Annotated in this window: 24 protein-coding genes; 10 read left to right on the top strand and 14 right to left on the bottom strand. The window is 69.6% G+C overall.

Annotated elements, in window-relative coordinates; genetic code table 11:
• Positions 1 to 73: 73 nt before the first annotated feature.
• Entirely contained in the window at positions 74 to 1,048 is a 975-nt protein-coding gene (locus ACS5NL_RS14405) for a helix-turn-helix transcriptional regulator (RefSeq protein ID WP_439354550.1), read from the top strand.
• A 16-nt stretch (positions 1,049 to 1,064) separates the two neighbouring features.
• On the opposite strand, the gene ACS5NL_RS14400 is transcribed toward ACS5NL_RS14405, so the two are convergent.
• Positions 1,065 to 1,265 (bottom strand): hypothetical protein, encoded by a 201-nt coding sequence (locus ACS5NL_RS14400; protein ID WP_439354549.1) that lies wholly within the window; start codon positions 1,263 to 1,265, stop codon positions 1,065 to 1,067.
• A gap of 117 nt (positions 1,266 to 1,382) precedes the next feature.
• On the opposite strand from ACS5NL_RS14400, the gene ACS5NL_RS14395 reads away from it, so the two are divergent.
• Both ACS5NL_RS14395 and ACS5NL_RS14390 read left to right on the top strand, forming a co-directional pair.
• A complete protein-coding gene (locus ACS5NL_RS14395; protein ID WP_439354548.1) occupies positions 1,383 to 1,718 on the top strand; it encodes a flagellar basal body protein in 336 nt (111 codons plus the stop codon).
• A 158-nt stretch (positions 1,719 to 1,876) separates the two neighbouring features.
• On the top strand, positions 1,877 to 2,206 hold the full coding sequence (locus tag ACS5NL_RS14390) for a YegP family protein (RefSeq protein WP_439354547.1): 330 nt from the start codon (positions 1,877 to 1,879) through the stop codon (positions 2,204 to 2,206).
• Here the strand turns inward: ACS5NL_RS14390 and ACS5NL_RS14385 are convergent.
• The gene (locus tag ACS5NL_RS14385; protein WP_439354546.1) at positions 2,193 to 3,062 is read right to left on the bottom strand and encodes a heme-dependent oxidative N-demethylase subunit alpha family protein; all 870 of its coding nucleotides are present in this window, start codon (positions 3,060 to 3,062) and stop codon (positions 2,193 to 2,195) included. The genes ACS5NL_RS14390 and ACS5NL_RS14385 overlap by 14 nt on opposite strands.
• Before the next feature lie 99 nt (positions 3,063 to 3,161).
• Here ACS5NL_RS14385 and ACS5NL_RS14380 point away from each other — a divergent pair, with 99 nt between their 5' ends.
• Both ACS5NL_RS14380 and ACS5NL_RS14375 read left to right on the top strand, forming a co-directional pair.
• Positions 3,162 to 3,635 (top strand): c-type cytochrome, encoded by a 474-nt coding sequence (locus ACS5NL_RS14380; protein ID WP_439354545.1) that lies wholly within the window; start codon positions 3,162 to 3,164, stop codon positions 3,633 to 3,635.
• 13 nt (positions 3,636 to 3,648) lie between these two features.
• Positions 3,649 to 5,070 carry an FAD-dependent oxidoreductase gene (locus ACS5NL_RS14375; protein ID WP_439354544.1) on the top strand — a complete coding sequence of 474 codons (1,422 nt, stop codon included), beginning with the start codon at positions 3,649 to 3,651 and terminating at the stop codon, positions 5,068 to 5,070.
• Positions 5,071 to 5,088: 18 nt separating this feature from the next.
• On the opposite strand, the gene ACS5NL_RS14370 is transcribed toward ACS5NL_RS14375, so the two are convergent.
• Complete coding sequence (locus tag ACS5NL_RS14370) at positions 5,089 to 5,970, bottom strand: LysR family transcriptional regulator (RefSeq protein WP_439354543.1); 882 nt, start codon at positions 5,968 to 5,970, stop codon at positions 5,089 to 5,091.
• 103 nt (positions 5,971 to 6,073) lie between these two features.
• On the opposite strand from ACS5NL_RS14370, the gene ACS5NL_RS14365 reads away from it, so the two are divergent.
• The 3 genes from ACS5NL_RS14365 to ACS5NL_RS14355 are packed head-to-tail and all read left to right on the top strand — an operon-like array spanning position 6,074 to position 7,773.
• Positions 6,074 to 6,754, top strand: coding sequence for a Bax inhibitor-1/YccA family protein (locus tag ACS5NL_RS14365; RefSeq protein ID WP_439354542.1), 681 nt, complete (start codon positions 6,074 to 6,076; stop codon positions 6,752 to 6,754).
• Between the two features lie 9 nt (positions 6,755 to 6,763).
• A complete protein-coding gene (locus ACS5NL_RS14360; RefSeq protein ID WP_439354541.1) occupies positions 6,764 to 7,174 on the top strand; it encodes a hypothetical protein in 411 nt (136 codons plus the stop codon).
• Entirely contained in the window at positions 7,171 to 7,773 is a 603-nt protein-coding gene (locus ACS5NL_RS14355; RefSeq protein WP_439354540.1) for an exopolysaccharide biosynthesis protein, read from the top strand. The genes ACS5NL_RS14360 and ACS5NL_RS14355 overlap by 4 nt, the downstream gene beginning before the upstream one ends.
• An 83-nt stretch (positions 7,774 to 7,856) precedes the next feature.
• On the opposite strand, the gene ACS5NL_RS14350 is transcribed toward ACS5NL_RS14355, so the two are convergent.
• From ACS5NL_RS14350 to ACS5NL_RS14305, 10 genes are all read right to left on the bottom strand, one after another.
• Complete coding sequence (locus ACS5NL_RS14350) at positions 7,857 to 8,609, bottom strand: sulfite exporter TauE/SafE family protein (protein ID WP_439354733.1); 753 nt, start codon at positions 8,607 to 8,609, stop codon at positions 7,857 to 7,859.
• A gap of 16 nt (positions 8,610 to 8,625) precedes the next feature.
• The gene (locus ACS5NL_RS14345; protein ID WP_439354539.1) at positions 8,626 to 8,865 is read right to left on the bottom strand and encodes a hypothetical protein; all 240 of its coding nucleotides are present in this window, start codon (positions 8,863 to 8,865) and stop codon (positions 8,626 to 8,628) included.
• A gap of 70 nt (positions 8,866 to 8,935) precedes the next feature.
• Positions 8,936 to 9,982, bottom strand: coding sequence for an SLAC1 family transporter (locus tag ACS5NL_RS14340; RefSeq protein ID WP_439354538.1), 1,047 nt, complete (start codon positions 9,980 to 9,982; stop codon positions 8,936 to 8,938).
• Positions 9,983 to 9,991: 9 nt separating this feature from the next.
• On the bottom strand, positions 9,992 to 10,219 hold the full coding sequence (locus ACS5NL_RS14335) for a YgaP family membrane protein (RefSeq protein WP_439354537.1): 228 nt from the start codon (positions 10,217 to 10,219) through the stop codon (positions 9,992 to 9,994).
• Positions 10,220 to 10,253: 34 nt separating this feature from the next.
• Positions 10,254 to 13,523 carry an efflux RND transporter permease subunit gene (locus tag ACS5NL_RS14330; RefSeq protein ID WP_439354536.1) on the bottom strand — a complete coding sequence of 1,090 codons (3,270 nt, stop codon included), beginning with the start codon at positions 13,521 to 13,523 and terminating at the stop codon, positions 10,254 to 10,256.
• 9 nt (positions 13,524 to 13,532) lie between these two features.
• Positions 13,533 to 14,651 (bottom strand): efflux RND transporter periplasmic adaptor subunit, encoded by a 1,119-nt coding sequence (locus ACS5NL_RS14325; protein WP_439354535.1) that lies wholly within the window; start codon positions 14,649 to 14,651, stop codon positions 13,533 to 13,535.
• 87 nt (positions 14,652 to 14,738) lie between these two features.
• A complete protein-coding gene (locus tag ACS5NL_RS14320; protein ID WP_439354534.1) occupies positions 14,739 to 15,977 on the bottom strand; it encodes an MFS transporter in 1,239 nt (412 codons plus the stop codon).
• Between the two features lie 153 nt (positions 15,978 to 16,130).
• Complete coding sequence (gene alr, locus ACS5NL_RS14315) at positions 16,131 to 17,255, bottom strand: alanine racemase (protein ID WP_439354533.1); 1,125 nt, start codon at positions 17,253 to 17,255, stop codon at positions 16,131 to 16,133.
• A gap of 101 nt (positions 17,256 to 17,356) precedes the next feature.
• On the bottom strand, positions 17,357 to 18,376 hold the full coding sequence (locus ACS5NL_RS14310; RefSeq protein ID WP_439354532.1) for a DUF6976 family protein: 1,020 nt from the start codon (positions 18,374 to 18,376) through the stop codon (positions 17,357 to 17,359).
• 6 nt (positions 18,377 to 18,382) lie between these two features.
• Positions 18,383 to 19,117, bottom strand: coding sequence for a hypothetical protein (locus ACS5NL_RS14305; protein WP_439354531.1), 735 nt, complete (start codon positions 19,115 to 19,117; stop codon positions 18,383 to 18,385).
• A 296-nt stretch (positions 19,118 to 19,413) separates the two neighbouring features.
• Between ACS5NL_RS14305 and lplT the strand changes: the two genes are divergently transcribed.
• On the top strand, positions 19,414 to 20,697 hold the full coding sequence (lplT, locus tag ACS5NL_RS14300) for a lysophospholipid transporter LplT (protein WP_439354530.1): 1,284 nt from the start codon (positions 19,414 to 19,416) through the stop codon (positions 20,695 to 20,697).
• Between the two features lie 197 nt (positions 20,698 to 20,894).
• Here the strand turns inward: lplT and ACS5NL_RS14295 are convergent, their stop codons facing one another.
• Complete coding sequence (locus ACS5NL_RS14295; protein WP_439354529.1) at positions 20,895 to 22,007, bottom strand: response regulator; 1,113 nt, start codon at positions 22,005 to 22,007, stop codon at positions 20,895 to 20,897.
• Between the two features lie 179 nt (positions 22,008 to 22,186).
• Here ACS5NL_RS14295 and ACS5NL_RS14290 point away from each other — a divergent pair, with 179 nt between their 5' ends.
• Complete coding sequence (locus ACS5NL_RS14290) at positions 22,187 to 22,669, top strand: glutathione peroxidase (protein WP_439354528.1); 483 nt, start codon at positions 22,187 to 22,189, stop codon at positions 22,667 to 22,669.
• Positions 22,670 to 22,690: the final 21 nt, after the last annotated feature.

The following is a 22,690-nucleotide window of genomic DNA, read 5'->3' as shown; positions in this document are numbered from 1 at the left end:
ATGACAGGCGCATGCTGCGCCCCATACCATGTCACCTCATGTCATGTTTTACCGGGCACCATCGAAGCTCACCATGCAAGCCAGCCGACTGCTCTCGATCCTGATGCTGCTGCAGTCGCACGGCCGGCTGACGGCGCCCGCGCTGGCGCGCACGCTGGAGGTGTCCACCCGCACCATCCTGCGCGACATCGACCAGCTCTCGGCCGCCGGGGTGCCGGTCTGGGGCGAGCCGGGGCGCACGGGCGGCTTCCAGCTGCGCGAGGGCTGGAGCACCACGCTCACCGGCCTGACCGAACCCGAGTCGCAGGCGCTGCTGCTGGCGGGGCTGCCGGCCGCGGCCACCGATCTGGGCCTGGGCACGGCCGCGGCGTCGGCCCGCCTGAAGATGGTCGCTTCGCTGCCGGCCGAGTGGCGGCAGCAGGCCGACCGCGTGGGCGCGCGGCTGCACATCGATCCGGTGGACTGGTACCGCCGCAGCGAGACGCCCGAACACCTGCGCGCGCTGGCCGAGGCGGTCTGGAATTCCCGCCGCGTCGCGGTGCGCTACGAGAGCTGGCGCAGCACGGGCGAGCGCGAACTGGAGCCGCTGGGCCTGGTGATGAAGGCCGGCACCTGGTACCTCGCGGCGCGCGCCACCGGGCAGGACACGGTCCGCACCTACCGGATCTCCGCCGTGCAATCCCTGCGCCCGCTGCCCACCCGGTTTCGCCGCCCGCGCCAGTTCGACCTGGCGGCGCACTGGCAAGCCTCGATCGATCGCTTCGAGGCCGATCTGCGGCAACTGCAGGCGGTGGTCAGCGTCTCGCCGCGGGCGCTCGGCTGGCTGCGCAACGAGCGCCATCCTTTCACGCCAGACGCGGCACCGGCGGACACGACACCACGACCGGGCTGGACCACGGTGCGCCTGCCCGTCGAATCGATCGAGCACGGTGCGCGGCGGCTGCTGTCCTACGGCGGCGAGGTCGAGGTGCTGGCCCCGCCAGCCCTGCGGCAGCGGCTGCTCGACGAACTGACGGCGGTGCAGGGGCGGTACGGCCCAGCCCGCTGAGCCCGCCCGCGCACCTTCAATCGGGCAGCAGCGACAGCCCCAGCCAGAAGACGCGGCCCGACAGCGCATACCAGTGCAAGGTGTGCCGGAACGAGCGCCCCGAGCTGTAGGCCGCGAGGATCAGCAGCGAGAGGTTGAAGAACAGCGGCGTGAGCACCGCCGCCACCAGCCGTTCGGACAGGGTGATGGAGGGCGTTTCGGGACGGCGTGGGCGCATCGTGGACGGAGAGCAGCGTGTGACGGCGCGACGGTATCACGCAGCGCCCTACAGTTTTTCCGGCCGCCGCCGATAACTCTCTTGGGCCATTGCGCCCGGCCACAACACACCCACCCCATGATCTCGTCCATCGGCTCGTCTGCTTCCGCCACCGGCCTGAGCGGCATGCGCGCCGCGCAGCTGCGGCTGGACGTGGGCGCGCACAACGTGGCCAACGCGCAGACGCCGGGTTTCCAGCGCCAGCGCGTCACGCAGACCGCCAACGCCAGCACCGGCGGCGTGGACGCGAAGGTCGAGCGCGAGACCGCGGTGTCGGGCGCGGGCGGCGACATGAACCACCTGGCCGACGACATGGTCAACGGCAAGATGAGCCTCTACAGCTTCGCCGCCAACCTCAAGGTGGTGAAGACCGAGCAGGACATGCTCGGCGCCCTGCTGGACGAGAAGGCCTGAGCGCGAAAAGCGCCATTGCCTTCGCCGGTTGAGCACGGGCCGCCACAACCGGCGGCCGGAAGTCACGCGGCCGCCCGCACCACCTTCACAGCGCCCCCCGGCCGGCCTACGATGGCCCTGCTTCGGCACATCCCATCTTCCAACTTCAAGGAGCAGACATGGCAGGCTGGTACGAACTCGGTTCCAACGACAAGGGTCAGTATTCGTTTGTGCTCAAGGCGGGCAACGGCGAGGTGATCCTGCGCAGCGAGCAGTACGACACCAAGGCGTCGGCAGACAACGGCATCCGGTCGGTGCAGACCAACAGCCCGCTGGACGCCCGCTACGACCGCAAGGAAGCGTCCGACGGCCGCCCGTTCTTCAACCTCAAGGCGGCCAACCACCAGGTGATCGGCACCAGCCAGATGTACAAGGACGCCGCCGGGCGCGACAACGGCATCGAGTCGGTCAAGACCAACGGCCCGACCACGACCGTCAAGCCGGTCTGAGTTCGGCGCACAACCGCTCGCGCACCGCGGCCATGCCGCGGTAAGCCACCACGGCGTCGCTCATCGAGAGCAGCGCCTCGCGCAGTTCCGCCGAGCGGTCCGGCGCGATGGCGAGCACCTCGGTCAGCGGCGCGACCAGCACGCGGATGAAGAACACGCCGCGCCGCAGCGCCGGCAGCGGCAGGGTGGTCTGGCGCTCCACGCGGAAGAACACCTGGTCGATCAGGCGGCCACCCGCCGCATCGGCGGCCGCCACGGCATCGTCCCAGCGGGTGCGGCGCGTTTCCGGGTGCTGGGCCAGATCGCCGCCGGGCGTGAGCAGCCAGACGTGGCGCAGCATCGGCGCCTGCCGGAACGCCATGTCGATGATGCCGCGCGCACCGGCCTGGAGCAGGGCGTTGTCGGCCACCGGCGCGTGGATGGCGGCGAAGTCCATGCCCAGCTTCCCGGCCGGGTCCCAGTTGGACGGGAAACAGACCGAGAGGAACCGCGCGCGCATGGTGTCGGCGCCGTGCTCGCTTTCGTCGTGCAGCACCACGAAATCTTCCTGCAGGCCCTCGGCCAGCGCATCGGCCTCGGGCGCCAGGCGCACGCCCGTCTGCGCCGCATAGGCCTGAGCGATCGCGGCCAGCACGGCCGGGTCGACCGCGCCGACCGGGGCCCGGCGCGGCTGGGCCTGCAACACCTGGCGTTTCTGCACCGCATAGGCACCGGCCTGCGCATCGCGCACGAACAGGTCGGGCGGTGCGGCTTCGGCGGCCGGTGACAGGCGCGCGAGCCCGGGCCGCATTCGGAACGGGCTCTGGATGGTCCACGGCATCTCGGCCGCGGGGGTATGGGCTTCGTTCTTCAACACCTGTTACACAAAACCACAGGTTTCATAAGGTTTTTTAAGGGAAGCGGTTTTAGCCTTGCCGTGCCTCATCCAAATACCCCTGGCAGTAAAGGAAGAACCATGAAGAACATCAGGATACCGCGGGCCGGCCGATGGAGCGGCGGCCTGCTCGCACTGGCCAGCGTCTGGACGCTGACCGCATGTGGCGGCGGCAACGCCACCGAGACCACCACCGACAGCGCGCGCAGCACGTCCACCCCCACGGTGCTGAGCGCCCAGGCGTCCCCCACCGGCGGCGAGGCCGGCGCCGCCATGACCAGCGCCGACACCCAGCTGGCGGCCGATCTGCAGAAGGACTCGTCCGGCAGCGTCACCACCCAGCCCAGGAACACCGAAGGCCGCCTGCTGGCGTCCAACTGCTTCCAGTGCCATGGCACCAACGGCACCGGCGGCTTTGAAAGCATCCGCGGCGGCGAGGCCAAGGAAGTCATGGAGTTCCTGACCAAACCGGCCAGCAAGGAAATCATGGCCGCGCACGCGCAGGGCTACACCACCGCGCAGCTGCAGAAGATCATCGCCTACCTCCAACAATGACAGGGGACCTCGCATGAAGAAGATTCAACTCTCCGGCGAACTTTCTCGCCGCCAGTGGATGGGTGTGGCGGCCGGTGGCCTGGCCGCAGGCCTGGTGCCGTTCGCCGGCTGGGCCGACAACCGGACCATGACGACCGTCTCGCGCCGCCAGCCCCTGGGCTCGCCACTGGCCGTCACCGCCATCAGCGGCAAGAAGGTGGTGGTGGTCGGCGCCGGCATGGCCGGCATGACCGCGGCCAAGTACCTGCGCCTGTGGGGCGGCAAGGGCCTGGAAGTCACGCTGGTCGAACCCGACGCGCTCTACACCTCCAGCATCATGAGCAACCTGGTGCTCAACGGCAGCCGCACCATTGCCGGCCTGCAGTTCAGCCGCGATGCGCTGACGAACCTGTATGGCGTGACCCGCAAGGCCGGCACGGTGGTGTCGGTCAACCGCAGCGCACGGACCGTGGGCCTGGCCGATGGCAGCAGCCTGCCCTACGACCGCCTGGTGCTGGCCCCGGGCGTGAGCTTCGACAACGCCTACGGCCTCACCCAGACCGACTACGACACCCGCACGCCACACGCCTGGCGCGGTGGCGCGCAGACCACGCTGCTGCGCCAGCAGATCACCACCATGCAGAACGGCGACATCTTCGTGATGACGATTCCGAAGGCACCGTACCGCTGCCCGCCCGGCCCCTACGAACGCGCCTGCGTGGTGGCCGACCACCTCAAGTCCAGCGGCCGCACCGGCTGTCAGGTGGTCGTGCTCGACGAGAACCCGATGGTCCAGGCCGAACGCCACACCTTCGAGACCGCGTTCACCGGCCTGCACGCCGGCGTGATCCGCTACATCCCGAACGTGACGGGCATCCAGATCGATCCGGCCAGCAAGGTCGTGACCTACGTGGACGCCGTCGGCGGTACCCAGGTGATCAACGCCAGGGTGGTCAATCCGATCGTGCCGCACCGCGCGGTGGGCAGCGAAACCGGCGGCTGGCTGGCGCAGGCCGGCCTGAACAACAGCGCCGACGGCCGCTGGGCGATGGTCAATGTGCTGAGCTACGAGTCCACGCTGATCGGTGCCGAAGGCATCCACGTCATCGGCGACGCCTCGTCGTGCGGCATGCCCAAGGCCGGGCACGTGGCCAACCAGGAAGCCAAGATCTGCGCCGACGCCATCGTGCGGCTGATGACGGGTGCGCAGCCCGATCCGCAGCCGGTCGCCAACTCGGCCTGCTACTCGCCCATCACCGCCAGCAGCGCCTCCTGGCTCACGGCCGTCTACCAGTACGACCCGATCGACCGGCGCATGAAAATCGCCAACAGCGGCGGTCAGACCATGGTCAACGGCGTGGCGGCCACCGCCACCGAAGCCGCATCGGTCAGCCAGGACAACTTCAAGGACATGGGCACCTGGTTCACGACCTTGATGAAGGACACCGCCGCCTGACCGGCTGTCACGCCCGCCTCAGTCGGCCGCGAGGAGCTTCTGCACCAGCGGGTGCTGCACCTTGCGCGCCGTGCCGATGGCGTAGAAGTGTTCCTGCACGCCTTCGCAGGGCGCGATCCACTGCAGGCCATACCCCTGCGAGAGCGTCTCGCGCATGCGCTCCGACGCCGGAAACACGCCCATGCCCGAGGCGCCGAAGGTCGCCAGCAGCGCGCTGTCTTCGAACTCGCCGACCACGTTGGGCAGCACGCTGTGCTGTTCGAACCACTGGTCGATGCGCATGCGCACCGACGCATGGGCACTGGGCAGCAGCACCGGCACTTCCGCGAGGCAGTGCGGAAAGTCCTTGTGCGCCGCAGCGACCCATTCCCTGGGCGCGTACCAGCCCAGCGGTGACGAACCCATGGCGTGGCTGTAGAGCTTGAGGTTGGGGTTGGCCGGCGCGGGCCGGTCGGACAGCACCACGTCCAGCCGGTGCAGCGCCAGGTCGGCCAGCAGGTGATCGAACTCGTCTTCGTGGCACACCAGCCGCAGCCGCGGTTCTTCCAGCGCCGGCGCCAGCAGCTCGCGCACCGCCAGCTTGGCCAGACCGTCCGAGATGCCCACCACCAGCCGCACCGAGGTCTGGCTGGTCGCGTCGCGCACCGCCGTGTGCAGGTGTTCGCCGAGATGGAAGATCTGCTCGGCCACCTGCAGCGCGGCCTGTCCGGCGTCGGTCAGCGCCAGGCCGCGGCCGGCCGGCTTGAACAGCGCGTGGCCCAGCGACTGCTCCAGCAGCTTGACCTGCGCACTGATGGTCTGCACCGCCATGCCCAGGCGCGCGGCGGCGTGCGACATGCCGCCCTCCTTGGCCGTGACCCAGAAGTAATAGAGGTGCTTGTAGTTGAGTTCCTGGTTCATGCTTCGACTTTTAGGGAATCACGTTCCGCCATTGTCTGCTTTTTCCAATGGATCGGAAACCCTATCTTCCAGCCTCCCTTTGTTCCCTTTCCGGAGAACCCTCATGGCACAAGTCCGTCGCTTCCCTTCCCTGTCCACCGGCAGCCCGCTGTCGCTGGACCGCCCGCAGGCCGCGAAGGTCCTGCGCAACACCTATGCCCTGCTGTCGCTGACCATCCTGTTCTCGGCCGGCATCGCCGCGCTGGCGGTCGCCAACGCCTGGCCCGCGCCCGGCCTGGTGATCACGCTGGTGGGCTACTTCGGCCTGCTGTTCGCGGTGCACAAGCTGCAGAACAGCGGCTGGGCGCTGCCCGCCGTGTTCGCGCTGACCGGCTTCATGGGCTACACGCTAGGGCCCCTGCTCTCGCACACCCTGGCCCTGCCCGGCGGCGCGAACACCATCGTCGCCGCGCTGGCCGCGACCGGCGCCACCTTTGTCGCCCTCTCGGCCTATGTGCTGACCACGCGCCGCGACTTCAGCTTCATGGGCGGCTTCCTGTTCGCCGGCATGGTGATCGCCCTCGTGCTGGCCCTGGTCGCCGTCTTCTTCAGCATGCCGGCGCTGGCGCTGGCGGTCTCTGGCCTGGTGGCCCTGCTGTCGGTCGGCCTGATCCTGTTCGAGACCAGCCGCATCGTGAACGGTGGCGAGACCAACTACGTGCTGGCCACGGTCGGCCTGTTCGTCTCGGCCTTCAACCTGTTCACCAGCCTGCTGAGCCTGTTCGGCATCGGTTCCAACGACTGAGGGCGCGCCATGAAGACGCTGATCTGGAGCTTCACCGCCCTGCTGGTCGCGGCCTGGACCGGCTTCATCGCCATCGTCCACCAGCTCACCGGCTGGCTGCTGGGCGCCATCGATGCCGGGGCGCTGCAGGGCGCCGCGGGCACGGTCGGTGGCCTGGCGCTGCCGCCCCTGCCCGACTGGCTGGCGCCCTGGCTCGACACCTCCACGCTGGCGGCGTTGCAGTCGCTGGTGGTGTCGGTCGTGCAGTGGCTGGGGGTGGTGCTGCCCTCGGGCGATGCGCTGATGGCCTGGATCGGTCCGCTGCTGTGGGTCGGCTGGGCCCTGGCGCTGGTCCCGATGCTGGCGATCGCGGCCCTGCTGCACTGGCTGGTCGGCCGCACCGTGTCGCAGCAGGCCGCCGTGCGGATCGCCAACGCATGAGCGAAGGCATCGCGCAGCGCCTGCGGGACGCCCACGACGGCGCGGGCGACCTGCGCCTGAACCTGCGCGAGCTGCTGCACCTGCACGGCGAGGGTTCGGGCGCCGTGCTGCTGATGCTGATGGCGCTGCTGAGCACGGTGCCGATCGCCGGGGCGGGCACGGTGCTCAGTCTCGGCATCTTCGCGCTGGCCTGGGCCTGGCTGCGCGGGCGCGACACCCTGCACCTGCCGGAGAGGCTGGCGACGCTGACGCTCAACGAGACCTGGACCCGCCGCTGCCTGCACTGGCTGGCCTGGACCTACGAATGCGCCGAGCGCTGGCTGTGTCCGCGCTGGCAGGCGCTGTGCCATGCGCGCACGCGCTTCTGGTGGGCACTGTGGATCGCTTTGATGGCGGCCCTGATCTTCCTGCCGCTGCCGCTGGGCAACCTGCTGCCGGGCACCAGCCTGATGCTGCTGAGCCTGGGCTGGCTGTTCCGCGACGGCATCGCGCTGCTGCTGTCGGCCGCGACCGGCGCCGCTGGCGTGGGCTACGCGATCTCGGTCGGCCACCTCGCTTTCGCCGCCTGGCAGCAGGCGGGGGCGTGGCTTGGCATTTGATTCGCCGCCGGGCCGCCCCAAGGCGAATCAGCCCCCACGGGGGGCAGCGACCCGCACCGCGGCGGAGCATGGGGGCTACCTTGCTAGAGCCGGGAGAAAAACACCGCGCTCATCACCAGCCCGGTAACGATCACGCCGCGCCGCACCCAGGCCACCGGCAGCTGCCTGGACCAGCGCGCGCCAAAGTAGCCCCCGGCGGTCGCGGCGACCATCATCAGCAGGCCCTCTCTCCAGGCGATCGCGCCGGCGATGACGAAGGCCGCCACCGACAACCACGACAGCACCAGCGAGTTGAGGTTCTTGAGCGCGTTGACCGTGTTCAGCCGCGTCTCGCCGGCCACGGTGTAGAGCGCCATCAGCAGGATGCCCAGTCCGCCGTTGAAGTAGCCGCCGTAGATCGCGACCGCGAGCAGCCCCGGCTCGCGCCAGCGCGCCAGGCCGTGGCCTTCGGCCGAAGCGGCCTGCGCCCGCTGGGCGATGGCGGGTCCGGCCGCGAACAGCAGCGTGGCGAACAGCAGCAGCCAAGGCACGATGCCGGAGAACAGCTTCGCCGGGGTCACCAGCAACAGCAGTGCACCCGCGATGCCGCCGATGGCCGCGATCAGGGTTTCACGGCGCAAGCGCTGCGGGGGCAGTTCGCGCAGTTCGGGCTTGAAGCCCAGCGTGCTGCCCAGGTAGCCCGGGCTCACGGCCAGCGCGCTGGTGGCGTTGGCGACGATGGGCGGCACGCCGGTGAAGACCAGCGCGGGAAAGGTCAGGAAGCTGCCACCGCCGGCAATGGCGTTGAGCACGCCGGCGCCGAATGCGGCACCGGCCAGCAGCGGCGCGGAACTCAGCAGGTCCAGGCCGGACTCACTTGGCCGGCGCGGCGGGAATGGCCACGTAGCGGTAGCCCTTGCCACGCATGCAGTGGGCCACCATCTGCTCGCGTTCGGCCTCGGGCACCTTGGCCAGACCGACCTGGTAGTTGCAGTCGGAGAACTGGGTGTAGGTTTCTTCCTTGGTCGCGCGGGGCTTGACCCATTCGGCCTGGGGCGCCGAGGCGCAGGCAACCAGAGACAGCAGAAGAAGGGAGGCAACAGCAGTTTTCATCGGACGGGCATGGATTTTCAAGGGTGACGCAGGATACCAAACACACACCGCCGGCGAGGCAACGAGTTGTTCAGCCCGCGACCGGCGTGATGCTGGCCACCGGCTCGGGCGCCAGCAGCGACCCGTCGCGCAGGCCGCGCACGGTGGCAAACCCCAGCCACAGCACCACCATCGAGGTCGCGGCCAGCAGCAGCACCGCCGCGGTCTGCATCAGGCCGCCCGGACCACCCTGCAGTTCAAGCAGACGCAGGGTCAGGGTCGTGAAGGCCGCCAGAGGGAACGACAAGGCCCAGAACGGGATGCCAAACGGTTGCGCCACCGCACGCTTGAGCACCGGCAGCACCCAGAGCGCGAAGAACAGCGCCACGCCCCACAGCGCCTGCACCGCCCCCAGCGGCGCCTGACCACGTTCGACCAGCTGCGCCAGCACCAGACCGATCACGGCCGGCGGCGCCACCGTGATGAACCAGGCCGGCAGCACGCGGTCGGGCAGCGGACTGTGCGCGATGCGGCGCGCCAGGATCAGCGCCAGCGCAACCGGCCAGAAGAAGGCCCCGATGCCGAACTGCGCCGCCGCCCAGCCGCCATGTCCCAGCGGCACACCCGCCAGCGGCGCCAGCACATTGCCCACCACCGGGATCAGCAGCACCGGCGTGACCGCGGGCCACAGCCCCGTGTTGCCCGCGCTGGTGCCCGGCGCCGACGGTGCGAGCCAGCGGCCCAGCACCCACAGCGTGGCCCAGAACTGCCCCAGGCTGCCCGCCCACCAGAGCGTGCGCCACAGCAGCGCCAGTTCACCGCCCGCCCCGCCCAGCGCGACACCCACCGTCGCCAGCAGCAGCATCGACACCGGGAACGCGGCCACGAAGGCGTGGCGCACCGGATGTTTCAGATCGTCGGCCAGCGCCGCCGGGTAGCGCGACACCCGCACCCAGGACGCCACCAGCAGGACCACGAACACCACCAGCGCCAGCAGCCCCGCCACCAGCGCCAGGCCATCGGCCATGTCACCCAGCAACGGCACGGCGCGGTGCCAGGCCAGCGACAGGCCGCACAGGCCCATCACCACCGAGAACCAGCCGGGCATGAGGAATTTGAGGGGGGTGGGACTGCTCATGACGCCAGCTTACTTGGTCGAGCAGGCGCCTCCGCCCTCGGGCACGCCCAGCTTGCGGAACAGGATCGCCGGCGGACAGAAACCGGTGATGCCCGACTGCGCCAGGTTGAAGCCGGCGAAGGCCGTGAGCGCGAGGAACCACTCGCTCACGAAGATGGGGCTGCCGTGGTAGCCCAGGGCGAGCGAGACCAGCACGACGGTGCCGGCCATGATGCGGATGAGACGTTCGATGGTCATTGCAGACTCCTTGAAGGATGGGGAAAGAAAGGGATCACGCGGCTTCGTGCTTCTGGCGATAGACCGCGTAATAGAGCACCGGGATGACGACCAGGGTCAGCATCGTCGAGACCGCGATGCCGAAGATCAGCGAAATCGCCAGGCCGTTGAAGATCGGGTCGTCGAGGATGAAGAAGGCGCCCATCATGGCGGCCAGGCCAGTGAGCGCGATCGGCTGCGCGCGCACCGCGGCGGACTGCACGACGGCCTGTGCAAACGGCACGCCGCGCGCGGTCTCCAGCTCGATGAAGTCCACCAGCAGGATGGAGTTGCGCACGATGATGCCGGCCAGCGCGATCATGCCGATCATCGACGTGGCGGTGTACTGCGACTGCAGCAGCGCGTGGCCGGGCATGACGCCGATGATGGTCAGCGGAATCGGCGCCATGATGATCAGCGGCGTGACATAGCTCCTGAACTGCGCCACCACCAGCAGGTAGATCAGGATCAGGCCGACGCCGTAGGCCGCGCCCATGTCGCGGAAGGTCTCGTAGGTGATCTGCCACTCGCCGTCCCACTTCACCGCGTACTGGCGGTACGGGTCCTTGGGCTGCGTGATCCAGTACTCGCCGAGTTCGCCGGTGTTGGGCAGCGCGGCGTCCTTCATCGCGGAACGGATGCCGAACAGGCCGTACAGCGGCGAGTCCAGCCGGCCGGCCATGTCGCCAAAGACATAGCTCACCGCCTGCAGGTCTTTCGTGAAGCGCGGCTGGTCGATCACGCCGCGCTCGACCGTCACCAGTTCGGACAGCGGCACCATGGCCCCGTTCGCGGCCTTCACCGGCAGCGCCAGCACTGCGGCCAGGCCGACCTGCTGGTCCAGCGGCAATTGCAGGCGCACCGGCACCGCAAACTTGGCGTGGCCGTCGTGCAGCCAGGCCGCATCGGTGCCCGAGAGCGCGGCCTGCACGGTCTGCGCGATCACCTGCACCGGGATGCCCAGCGACTCGGCGCGCTGGCGCTGGATGCGCAGGAAGGCGCGCGGCGCGGCTTCCTTGAGCGAGGTGTCCACGCCCACAATGTCGGGCGTGCCCTTGAAGGCACCGGCCACACGCTGGGCCAGTTCGGCGCGGCCTTTGTCGTCCGGCCCGTAGACCTCGGCCACGATGGGCGACATCACCGGCGGGCCGGGCGGCACTTCCACCACCTTCACGCGCGCACCGTGGGCGGCGGCGATTTTTTCCAGCGCCGGACGGTGGCGCTGCGCGATCGCGTGGCTCTTCTCGTGGCGGTCGTGCGCGCCCACCAGGTTGACCTGCAGGTCGCCGCCTTCGGCCTCGGCGCGCAGGTAGTACTGGCGCACCAGGCCGTTGAAGGTGATGGGGCTGGCGGTGCCGGCGTAGCCCTGCACATTCGTCACCTCGGGCTGCCGCGCGAGGAAGGCCGTCATGTCCTGCAGCGTTGCCGCCGTGTCTTCCAGCGGCGTGCCGGCGGGCATGTCGACCACCACCTGGTACTCGCTCTTGTTGTCGAAGGGCAGCATCTTCAGCACCACCCACTGCACCAAGGCCAGCCCCACCGACAGCAGCAGCGCCGCGGCGATGCCGCCCGCCAGCAGCCAGCGCTTGCGGGCGCTCTGCAGGAACGGCGTCAAGATTTTCGTGAAGGTGTTCTGCAGCGCGCTGGTGAGCTTGCCCGGACCGTGCGCAGCGTGGCCTTCACCGGTCCTGGTCAGCTTGAGCGCGAGCCAGGGCGTGACGGTGAACGCGATCGCCAGCGAGATCGCCATGCCCATGCTGGCGTTGATGGGGATCGGGCTCATGTACGGGCCCATCAGGCCGGACACGAAGGCCATGGGCAGCAGCGCCGCGATCACGGTGAAGGTGGCCAGGATGGTGGGGCCGCCGACCTCGTCGACCGCGCGCGGGATGATCACCGACAGCGGATCGTCGGGTGTGAGCTGGCGGTGGCGGTGGATGTTCTCCACCACCACGATCGCGTCGTCCACCAGGATGCCGATGGAGAAGATCAGCGCGAACAGCGAGACGCGGTTGAGCGTGAAGCCCCAGGCCCAGCTGGCGAACAGCGTGGCCGTGAGCGTGAGGATCACCGCGGCGCCGACGATCACCGCCTCGCGCCGGCCCAGCGCCAGACCCACCAGCACGATCACGCTGGCGGTGGCGAAGATCAGCTTCTGGATCAGCTTGTTGGCCTTGGCCGCGGCGGTCTCGCCGTAGTCGCGCGTGATGCTGACCTGCACGTCGTCGGGGATGACCGTGTTCTTCAGGTTCTCCAGCCGCTCGGTCGCGCCGCGCGCGACGTCCACCGCGTTCTCGCCGGGCTTCTTGGTGACGGTGATGGTCACCGCCGGGTGGTTCTGGCCCTGCTGGCCGGCGTGCACCGCATCGGCTGCGCCGGGCGTGAACCACACATAGCGCTGCGGCAGCTGCGCGCCGGCTTCCACCCGCGCCACTTCGCGCAGGTAGACCGGCCGCCCCTCTCCCGCCTTGCCCGTGACGGCCACCACGATGTCGCCCACGTCCTGCGCGTTCTGCAGGAACTCGCCGGTCTCCACCGACAGCAGGCCGGGCTCGCCGGGCGCCGGGTTCGGGTTGACCACCGAGCCCGACGGCATGGCCTGGTTGGCCGCCGCCACCGCGCCCTGCAATTGCTGCACGCTCACGCCGCGCTCGCGCAGGCGGGCCGGATCGAGCCACACATGCACCGCGCGGCCCGGGCCGCCGATGGTGACCACCTCGCGCGTGCCGGGCACGCGCTTGAGTTCGGTCTCGACCGCGTGGGCCACGCGCTCCAGATCGTGGGCGCTCTGCGCGTCGGCCGTCCACAGCGTGGCGGCCAGCACCGGCACGTCGTCGATGCCCTTGGGTTTGACGATCGGCGCCATCACGCCCAGGCCCTGCGGCAACCAGTCCTGGTTCGCGTTGAGCACGTCGTACAGCCGCACCAGCGCTTCGGTGCGTGGCACGCCGACCTTGAACTGCACCGTCAGCACCGCGACGCCGGGGCGCGCGACGGAATAGGTGTGCTCGATGCCCTGGATCTGAGAGAGCACGTGCTCGGCCGGCGACGCGACCATCTTTTCCACGTCGGCGCTGGACGCCCCCGGGAACGGGATGATCACGTTGGCCATGGTCACGTTGATCTGCGGTTCTTCCTCGCGCGGCGTGACCAGCACGGCGAACAGGCCCAGCAGCAGCGCGACCAGCGCCAGCAGCGGGGTGATGGCGTTGGCCTGGAAGGCCCGCGCCACGGAGCCGGAGAAGCCAAGCTTCTCGGGCGCGGGAAATTCGGGGGTCTGGCGCATGGCGGTGCCTTATTTCGCAGCGGGTTGGGCACCGGAGAGGCCCGCCCTCACCGGGTCCAGCGCCACCTGCTCACCCGCCTTCAGGCCGGCCAGCACCTCGACGCCATCGCCCTGCGCGGCGCCGGTGCGCACCGCACGCAGCGCAAAGCCCTGGCCGCTGTCGCCCCTGGCGGTGACGACGTAGACGCCGGTCAGCTCGCCGCGGCGCAACAGCGCGCTGGCCGGCACCACCAGCCGCTGGCTGTCGGCCGCGGCCGGTGCACCCGCAAAACGCACCTGGACCTGCTGACCGGGCACCTGACCCGCGCCATCGGCCTCGCCCAGGTTCAGCCGCCACTCCACCGTCTGCGACACCGGGTCGGCGGCGGGCACGGTCGAGGTCGATGCGGGCACCACCCACTTGCCCGTTCCCGGCAGCTGCACCTCGATCTTCTGCGCCGACTGGGCCAGCGCCTGCTGCGAGGCCGGCACATGCACCACCGCCCGCATCGGCTGCGGCGCATAGACGGTGAGGATGGGCGCGCCGGGCATGGCCAGTGCACCGGTCTCGGCGTGCGTGGCCAGCACCCAGCCGTCGTACGGCGCGGTCAGCCGCGTGAAGCCCTGGGCCACCGAGGCCTGCGTCTGGCCGGCGCGCGCGGCGGCGGTGCCGGCCTGCGCGGCCTTGTATTGCGCCAGCGCGGTGTCGAGCGCGGCCTGGGCGATGAAGCCCTGCGCGCGCAGGTCGCGGGTGCGCTCGTACGCCGCCCTGGCGTTGGCCAGCTGGGCATCGGCCTGCGCCACGCCGGCCTGCGCCTGCGCCACACCCGCCTGCGTGGCGCGGTCGTCGATCACCGCCAGCAGCTGCCCGGCCTTGACGCGGTCGCCGGCCTTGACCGACAGCGTGGCGATGCGGCCACTGGCCTGCGCCGACAGCACGCTCTGGCGCACCGCCTGCAGCGTGCCGTCGAACGCGGCCCCGGCGCCGACCGGCCGTGTGCCCAGCGTGACCACCGGCACCTGCGGACCGGGCGCCGCCCCGGCCGCCACGACCGCACCGGTACTCAGCAGGCCGACGAACAGCAGCGCAGCAGCGCGCGAGGCCAGGGAACGGCGGGACCAACGGGGAAGCGACAGACGGTCGGGCATGGGAATCTCCTATACCGGACCAAGTATATATGTATACCCCCAGGGGTACAAGTCGACAGGGGCTTTCCACCCCGCAGAGCGGGACGCTCAGCGCCGGCGGCGCCCCAGCACCCAGGCGGCTCCAAAGAACGCCAGGGCCGCGACCACCAGCACCGCATAGGCGGCGCGCAGGCCGAAGTGTTCCGCCAGTTCACCCATCAGCAACGCCGCGATCTGGGCCCCGACGGTGAAGGCGATCATCAGCAGGGCCGACAGCCGCGGCGCTTCCTGCGGGAAGCCGCGCAGCGCGATGCCCAGCAGGATGGGGAAACCGACCGACACGCCCAGGCCGGTCAGGTAGTTGCACAGCGCCAGCCAGACAAAGGGCGCGTCGGCCGGCGTCAGCCAGACCGCGGTGATCGCCAGCGCCGCCAGCGCGCCCAGGCCCTGGATCTTCTGCTCCATGGCCCAGCGGCTGTGCACGAAGGCCTGCCAGATGCGGCCGGTGACCATGCCGGCCATCAGGAAGCCCAGCGCCAGGCGCGCGGTCTGTTCGTGTTCGCCCAGCGCCTCGGTGGCGAAGCTGACGAACCAGAAGTACTGGCCCCATTCACACAGGCCGCTGCACACGCCCGCGAACAGCACCCAGCGCACCACCGGCTGGCGCAGCAGGCCGCCGTAGTCCAGCGGCGGGCGCGGCGCGGCCACACCGGCTTCGCCCGCGTGGTGGGTCTTGAAGGCGACCTCGCGCAGGTAGCGCCGCTGCAGGGTCAGCGCCAGCATCACCAGCGCCATCAGGCCGAACACCACGTAGGGGCCGCGCCAGCTCGGGTTGGCGGCGAGCACCGCGGCCGCCATCAGCGGCGAGAGCATGGTGCCCAGGCTGTAGCCGACGTCGACCAGGCTGATGATGCGGGCGCGCTGCTCGGGGTCGTCGCTCATTTCGGCCAGCAGGCCGTGGCCGACGGTGAACAGTGCGGTCTCGAAGGTGGCGATGGTGACCATGAAGAAGGCCAGCCAGCCGAAACTGGGCGCCAGCAGCACGCCCGCCAGGGCGACCACGACGGCGGCGGTGTAGGCGCGCAGCAGGCGCCGTGGCGGGAAACGTTTGGCGATCGCCCCGCCCAGCAGCGAACCGACCGCGCCGCCGGCACTCCAGATCGCCATCAGCCAGCCCATCTGCTGGAACGACACCCCCATCTGCGCCCGCAGGTTGGGGGTCACCGCGCCCAGCAGCGCCCCGAAGATGCCCCAGGTGAGGGCGCAGTACAGGATGATCCAGGCGACATAGGGCAGGCCCCTCAGGGTTTTCAGCGGGGCGGCCAGGTAGGCGGAGACGGCGGTCACATCGGGCTTTCAATCAGGCAATGCAAACGATTGTCTGCCGAGAGCAGCCCTCGCGCCCGGCGGCGCCTGTAAATGAACCTGCTTGGTAACCGGTCACTGTCGCGCGCGGCCAGGATGCTTTGGCCCCGGCTCCGCAGGCGCGCGCGGGGAGAGTCACATGAACGGAACCCGGGGCGCGACCGCACACAACAACTCATATGAGATGGTGCCGGCCGCGCGCGCGACCTCGTCCACCGGCAGCGCGGCGCCGGTCGAGGGCGAGACGCCCCAGAGCACGACCTCGCTGCCGATGCCGGCCGCCACGCCCGCGGCGTCCAGCGGCGACAGGTCGACGGTGATCATGTCCATGCTGACGCGGCCGACGGTGCAGGTCTTCACCCCGTTGACGAGCACCGGCGTGCCGGACGGTGCGTGGCGCGGGTAGCCGTCGGCGTAACCGCAGGCGATGACACCGATGCGCATGGGCCGGTCGGCGGTGAAGCTGGAGCCGTAGCCCACGGTGTCGCCGGGCTGCAGCTGCTGCGTGCCAATGACCTGGGTCGTCAGGCTCATGGTGGGCTGGAGGCCCCAGCCGGCCGCGGTGTGCTCGGGGTGGTCGGGCGCGCCGCCGTAGAGCGCAATGCCCTCGCGCACCCAGTCGGCCGCCAGCGTCGTGACGCCTTCGCCGCGCAGCGGGCTCTGCGCGTGGCGCAGGATGGCGGCGCTGTTGCACAGCGTGCGCTCGCCCGGCAGGTCGGCGGTCGCGGCCTCGAAGGCGGCGACCTGGTGGGCGATGCCGCGCGGGCCGTCGGCGTCGCTGAAGTGCGTCATGAGCGAAATCTCGTCCACCTGCGGCAGCGCGTTCAGCCGCGCCCAGGCGGCGCGGAAGGCCTCCGGCCGGAAGCCCAGGCGGTTCATGCCGCTGTTGAGCTTGAGGAAGACGCGGTGCGGCACCTGGGTCTTGTGCGCGGCCAGCCAGTCGATCTGTTCGGTGCAGTGCACCGCGTGCCACAGGTGCAGGCGCGAGCAGAGTTCGAGGTCGCGCGGCTCGAACACGCCTTCGAGCAGCAGGATCGGGCCGCGCCAGTCGAGCGCGCGCACGCGCTGGGCCTCGGCCAGGTCGATCAGCGCAAAACCGTCGGCGCTGCGCAGCGCCGGGAACACGCGCTCGATGCCGTGGCCGTAGGCGTTGGCCTTGACCACCGCCCAGACGCGGGCGTCGGGTGCCCGCACGCGGGCCTGGTTCAGGTTGTGTTCGAGGGCGGCGGGGTGGACAGTGGCGAGGATGGGACGTGGCATGGCGGGCTGGCGGGGTGAACGGGCGCAGGCCCGACTGTCGCACAAAGCCCGCCCCCGCCAGAGCGCCCTACAGGCCGATTCATGTCCCTGCAGCGCCGCTTCTAGAGCTTCTCCAGATTCACGTAGACCATGGTCTGGTTGAGCAGCTGGTAGGCGATTTCGCCGAAGGTCATCGGCCCGGTGATCGGCCCGGTGCGCTTCCCTTCCAGCTCGCCATACAGGTAGTTGAGGATGCAGTTGCAGCTCCAGCGCGCGCCGTGCGCTTCGCCCGGCAGCGACTGCGCGAAGGCTTTCGCGTAGTCGGGCACCGGCTCGGCGATGCGGTACTCGACGTCGTCGAACACCGGCGCGTAGAAGTCGACCTGGCCGGCCGCCGCGTCGACCGCCTTGAACGAGACATTGATCATCGCGCCCGAGTAGTCGGCCACCAGCGGCAGCCGGGTGTCGATGCCCTTGGCGCCCAGGTACTGCGCCAGGTTCACCAGCTCGCCGTTGACATAACACTCGTGCGCCGAAAAACCGGTCGACGGAAAACGGAGCACATCGCCCGGGCCGGGCCGGAACAGGTTGAGGATCTCGATGCGCGGGTAGATCGATTCGGGCAGCGGAATGTGCACCGCCAGCGCGCGGTCGGTGCTGAACACCAGCGACTGGCCGTTGGCCACCACCGGCGCGGCCTTGCCCAGGTCGTCCAGGTGCACGCCGGCGATCCAGCCCACCAGCGGCTTCATGTACAGGTCTTCGAAGGCCGGCGCCTCGCGCGCGAACAGCGAGTGCACCTCGGAAAACGCCGGCACGATCAGCACCGTCAGCCCATGCGCCGGCGCTTCCAGCGCCACCTTGTGCAGGTTGCCGATGTCGTACCAGCGCAGGTGCGGCTGCCCGGCGTGCGTCGGCAGTTCGGTGAGGAACAGCCGCTCGCGCGAGGTCTCGCCGCCGTCCTGCGCCATGAAATAGGGGATGCTGCCGGCGATCCAGTTGCCCGGGGGCAGGCGCCGCAGCAGCGATTCGTCGGCCGCGATGGACAGGAAGGCGCCGCTGCGGATCGCCGTCAGCGCGCCCTGCAGGTCGGTCAGCTGTCCGCTGAGGGGGCCGGTCTTGGGTGGTCGGGGATCGTTCATGGAATCTCAGCCCAGCCGCAGCTGGTCCAGTTCGTGGGTGAGGACACGTTCGTTCTTGACGAAGTAGCGGTGCAGCTCCTTGAGCTTGAGCATGCGCACCTCTTCGTCGTGGATCAGGTCCAGCTGCGAGCGCAGCCGGGTCAGCATGAGCTTGAGGCTGAGCACCTTGATGTCCAGGCTCATGTCGCCGTCCAGCAGCCGCAGCCAGACCGGGTCGGTCACGTCGGGCACCAGCGCACTGGCCGGGGCCGGATCGGCGCTGGGCACCGCCGGGGCCGGGGCCGCCGCCGCAGGCCGGGCCGGCGCGTCCGGCTCGCCCCCGCCCGCGCGGCCCGTGTCCAGCGCATAGCGGTAGCGCCAGACGTCCTGCAGGCTCAGGTCGAGCAAGGTGCAGACCGACTGCAGCGACACGCCCTCGCCGAACAGCGCGAACACCCGCGCCGCCAGCGCCCGGGTGAACGGCATGCCGGTCTCGCCCATCCAGCCGAAGCCCTTGGACTCGAAGCCCAGCGGCAGCGTCACGTGCAGGTGGAACCGCACCGGCCCGATCGCCAGGTGCTGCCAGACCGCCATGTCGCCCGCCGGAGCCGCCTTGGCCCGGCCGAACCAGCCGCGCTCGGGCTCCTGGGACACCCAGACGTCGCAACGGCGACGGCGCACGTCCAGCCGGTATTCGCGAACTTCCCAGGGGCGTTCTATCAGCAGCAGTTGCCGCAGCAGTGCCTTGTCGATGCTGATCATGTGGGTGGTCTCCTCGTCGTTGTAGGTGGTCTGGCCACGGTGCCTGGCGCTTGCGTCGCCGGCCGGCGACCGGCCGCAAGAGCCGTTCCAGCCCTTTCTTGCGCCAAACTGACACACCCGGCGACCTTTTCCGCCCGCGGCGACCGCGCGATGCCACTGCCCGCAACACTGGCTGTGGCAACCGGACAGCCTGTCCGGGGTGGCGTGCTATAACCCCGCATCGTTGGAGACAGCCTGGGGTATCCGCCCCGCCGCCTACCGACCGGACCCCGACCGCCGGCACAACAAGACACCCGATGAAGCGCGGCTTCTACACCATCATGACGGCGCAGTTCTTCAGCTCCCTGGCTGACAACGCGCTGTTCGTGGCCGCCATCGAGCTGCTGCGCAGCCGCCACGCTCCCGAATGGCAGAGCGCGGCACTGGTCCCGCTGTTTGCGCTGTTCTATGTGGTGCTCGCCCCGTTCGTGGGAGCCTTTGCCGACGCCCGACCCAAGGGCGCGGTCATGTTCATCAGCAATGCGATCAAGGTCGGCGGCTGTCTGCTGATGCTGTTGGGTGTGCACCCACTTCTGGCCTACACCCTGGTCGGCCTGGGCGCCGCCGCATACTCGCCCGCCAAGTACGGCATCCTCACCGAGCTGCTGCCGCCTTCGCAGCTGGTCAAGGCCAACGGCTGGATCGAAGGCCTGACCATCGCTTCGATCATCCTGGGCGTGCTGCTGGGCGGCCAGCTGGTCGCCCCCTATCTGTCGCACCGGCTGCTGGCCTTCGACTTCCCCGGCATCAACACCGGCATCGACCGGCCGGCCGAAGCCGCCATCGCGGTGCTGGTCGCCATCTACGCGATCGCCTCCGGTTTCAACCTGCGCATTCCGCTGACCGGTGTCACCCCGCGCCCGATGCCTGCCAACCCGCTGCAGCTGCTGCCCGACTTCTGGCGCTGCAACGCGCGCCTCTGGAAGGACCACCTGGGCCAGATCTCGCTGTCGACCACCACGCTGTTCTGGGGCGTCAGCGGCAACCTGCGCTACATCGTGCTGGCCTGGGCCGGCGCGGCTCTGGGCTACAGCACCTCGCAGGCCTCCAGCCTGGTCGGCGTGGTCGCCCTGGGCACGGCTGTCGGCGCCGTGGTCGCCTCGATGCGCATGAAGCTCGACCAGGCCACCCGCGTGATGCCGCTGGGCATCGGCATGGGCGTGCTGGTGATCTTCATGAACTTCATCGACAACGTCTGGGTCGCAGCGCCGTTCCTGGTGCTGCTGGGCGGCCTGGGCGGCTTCCTGGTCGTGCCGATGAACGCGCTGCTGCAGCACCGCGGCCACAACCTGATGGGCGCCGGCCGCTCGATCGCGGTGCAGAACTTCAACGAACAGGCCTGCATCCTGGGCCTGGGTGCACTCTACAGCTTCTCCACCGGCCTGGGCCTGCCCGCCGTGGCGGCCATCACCGCCTTCGGCCTCATCGTGGCCGGCTTCATGTGGCTGATCATGAAATGGCACCGCTACAACCAGGAGCACCACAAGGTGGAGCTGGACCGCCTGCTGGAGATCGCGCGCCGCGACGATTTGCACGGGTAGCTCACCCCCGCGCCGCCTGCGGCGTCACCCCCTCAAGGGGGCGATGCGAGTGGCCCGGCGAAGCCGGTTCCACCGCATCCTCGGTTGAAGACACCTCACGCCGGAAGGGAAGTTGGTCCAGGGCACCGCGGAACCGGCTTCGCCGGGCCGCCAGTGCCGCCCCCTGGGGGGTGACGCCACAGGCGGCGCGGGGGGAGTCAAAAGCTCACATTGGTCTTTTCAAACCCGTCGAGGCTGACCAGCCGGTGCTGCGCCAGCACCTTGTAGAACTCGGCCTCGCCGACGGAGCGCGAGAGGTAGGCATCGCAGCCGGCCAGGCCGGCCTTGATGCGGTCCATGCTGCCGGCGGTGGGCGCGAACATCATGACCACCGGGGGGTTCCCGTTGGGCAGCTTGCGCTGCTTGGCGCTGCGACAGACCGAATAGGCGTCGGGCTCACCCTTGATGCGATCGATCGCCACCAGGCGGTAAGGGTGGGCCTTGAGCATGGCCAGGGCCTGCGGGGCTTCGCGCGACCAGTCGATGTTCAGGCCGTAGCGCTTGAAGCGCTTGTGCAGGATGCGCCCTTCGATCAGGCTCTCGGCGACCAGCAGCACTTCGCCGCGCTGCACCTCGGGCAGGGGCTGGGCGGCACGGGTCGACTTCGAGCGTGGCGACCTCGATGCGGGCGGGCGGGAATTCGGCGGCGGGGGTGAAGGCAGGGCCTCCAGCGAGCCGAAGTCGGTCATGCGCATGACGCCCACCCGCTGAGCGGCCGCGGCCGCGGGCGTCGGCGGCATGGTGACCTGCTTCAGGACGGGCGGCGCGGTGCGGGGAACCGAAGCGTCCCGGGTCATGGGACGGGTGGGGGGAAATTCGGTGTCCGGGCTGCTGCGGCGCTTGCCGACCGCCGGCTTCATCAGCTGCATCGCGGCGCTGGTCAGTGGCTCGGTCGCCGCAAAGCTGGGGTCCGCCCCTTTCTTGGGAGCCACCGGCGGCTTGTGCTCGACCGGCGTGCTGGCGCGTGCGCCCACCAGCTGATCCAGTGCCGCCAGAACGTTGACCAGCTTGATCGGCTTGCGCAGCAGCGGCCAGGAAAGACCCTGGTCGGTGTGGCCGATGAGCAACACCTTGCCGGGCAGCTGGGCGTAGCGCACCAGATGGACCGCCTGGGCGTTGTCGGCATTGACCACCAGCACCTGGGCATCAATCACCTCGTCCTGCACCGCATAGGCCGGCGGACGGCGGGCCGCCATGCGGAAGAAAGATTCGAACGTTGCGGACTCGTTCTCAGCAAAACCGACCAGTGCCAACGAATACGCGCCTGCCATTCACCACTCCAATTGAGTACAAAGGTCTTCTTCGGGCGACAAGTATGCCCGTTCGGGTGCGTAAGGTCTCTTTTTCAATCCGTGTACGGATCGCGACTCCGTGACACAGTGCCAGCCAAGGTGGTTTCCAGCACGAATTCGCCACATACTCCGCCCCCTACCAGCCAGGAGAACCGACAGTGCCCAGCATCTACGATTTCGAGGCCGAATCGATCGAGGGGAAATCCGTACCGCTTTCGCGGTATCGGGGCCACCCCCTCCTGATCGTCAACACCGCCAGCGCCTGCGGATTCACGCCACAGTTCACCGGGCTGGAGAAGCTGCACGCCACCTACGGCGACCGCGGACTGGTCGTGCTGGGTTTCCCGTGCAACCAGTTTGGCAGCCAGGACCCGGGCAGCAACGACGAAATAGCGACCTTTTGCCAACGCAATTACGGCGTCAGCTTCCCGATGATGAGCAAGATCGAGGTCAACGGCGCCGAGGCCCACCCGCTGTACCGCTGGCTGACGGCCGAGGCACCGGGCCTGCTGGGCAGCAAGGCCATCAAGTGGAACTTCACCAAGTTCCTGATCGGCAGGGACGGCAAGGTCATCAAGCGTTACGCCCCGCAGGACGCGCCGGAAAAGCTGGCCAAGGACATCGAGGCCGCCCTGGCCTGAGCGCCCGGTTCCGGTCCCGCC

This window comes from Hydrogenophaga sedimenti (genome assembly GCF_051857515.1).
Taxonomy (GTDB): Bacteria; Pseudomonadota; Gammaproteobacteria; order Burkholderiales; family Burkholderiaceae_C; genus Hydrogenophaga.
The sequence above is the reverse complement of the archived record's forward strand: the minus strand, read 5'-3'. Positions and strand labels throughout refer to the sequence as shown.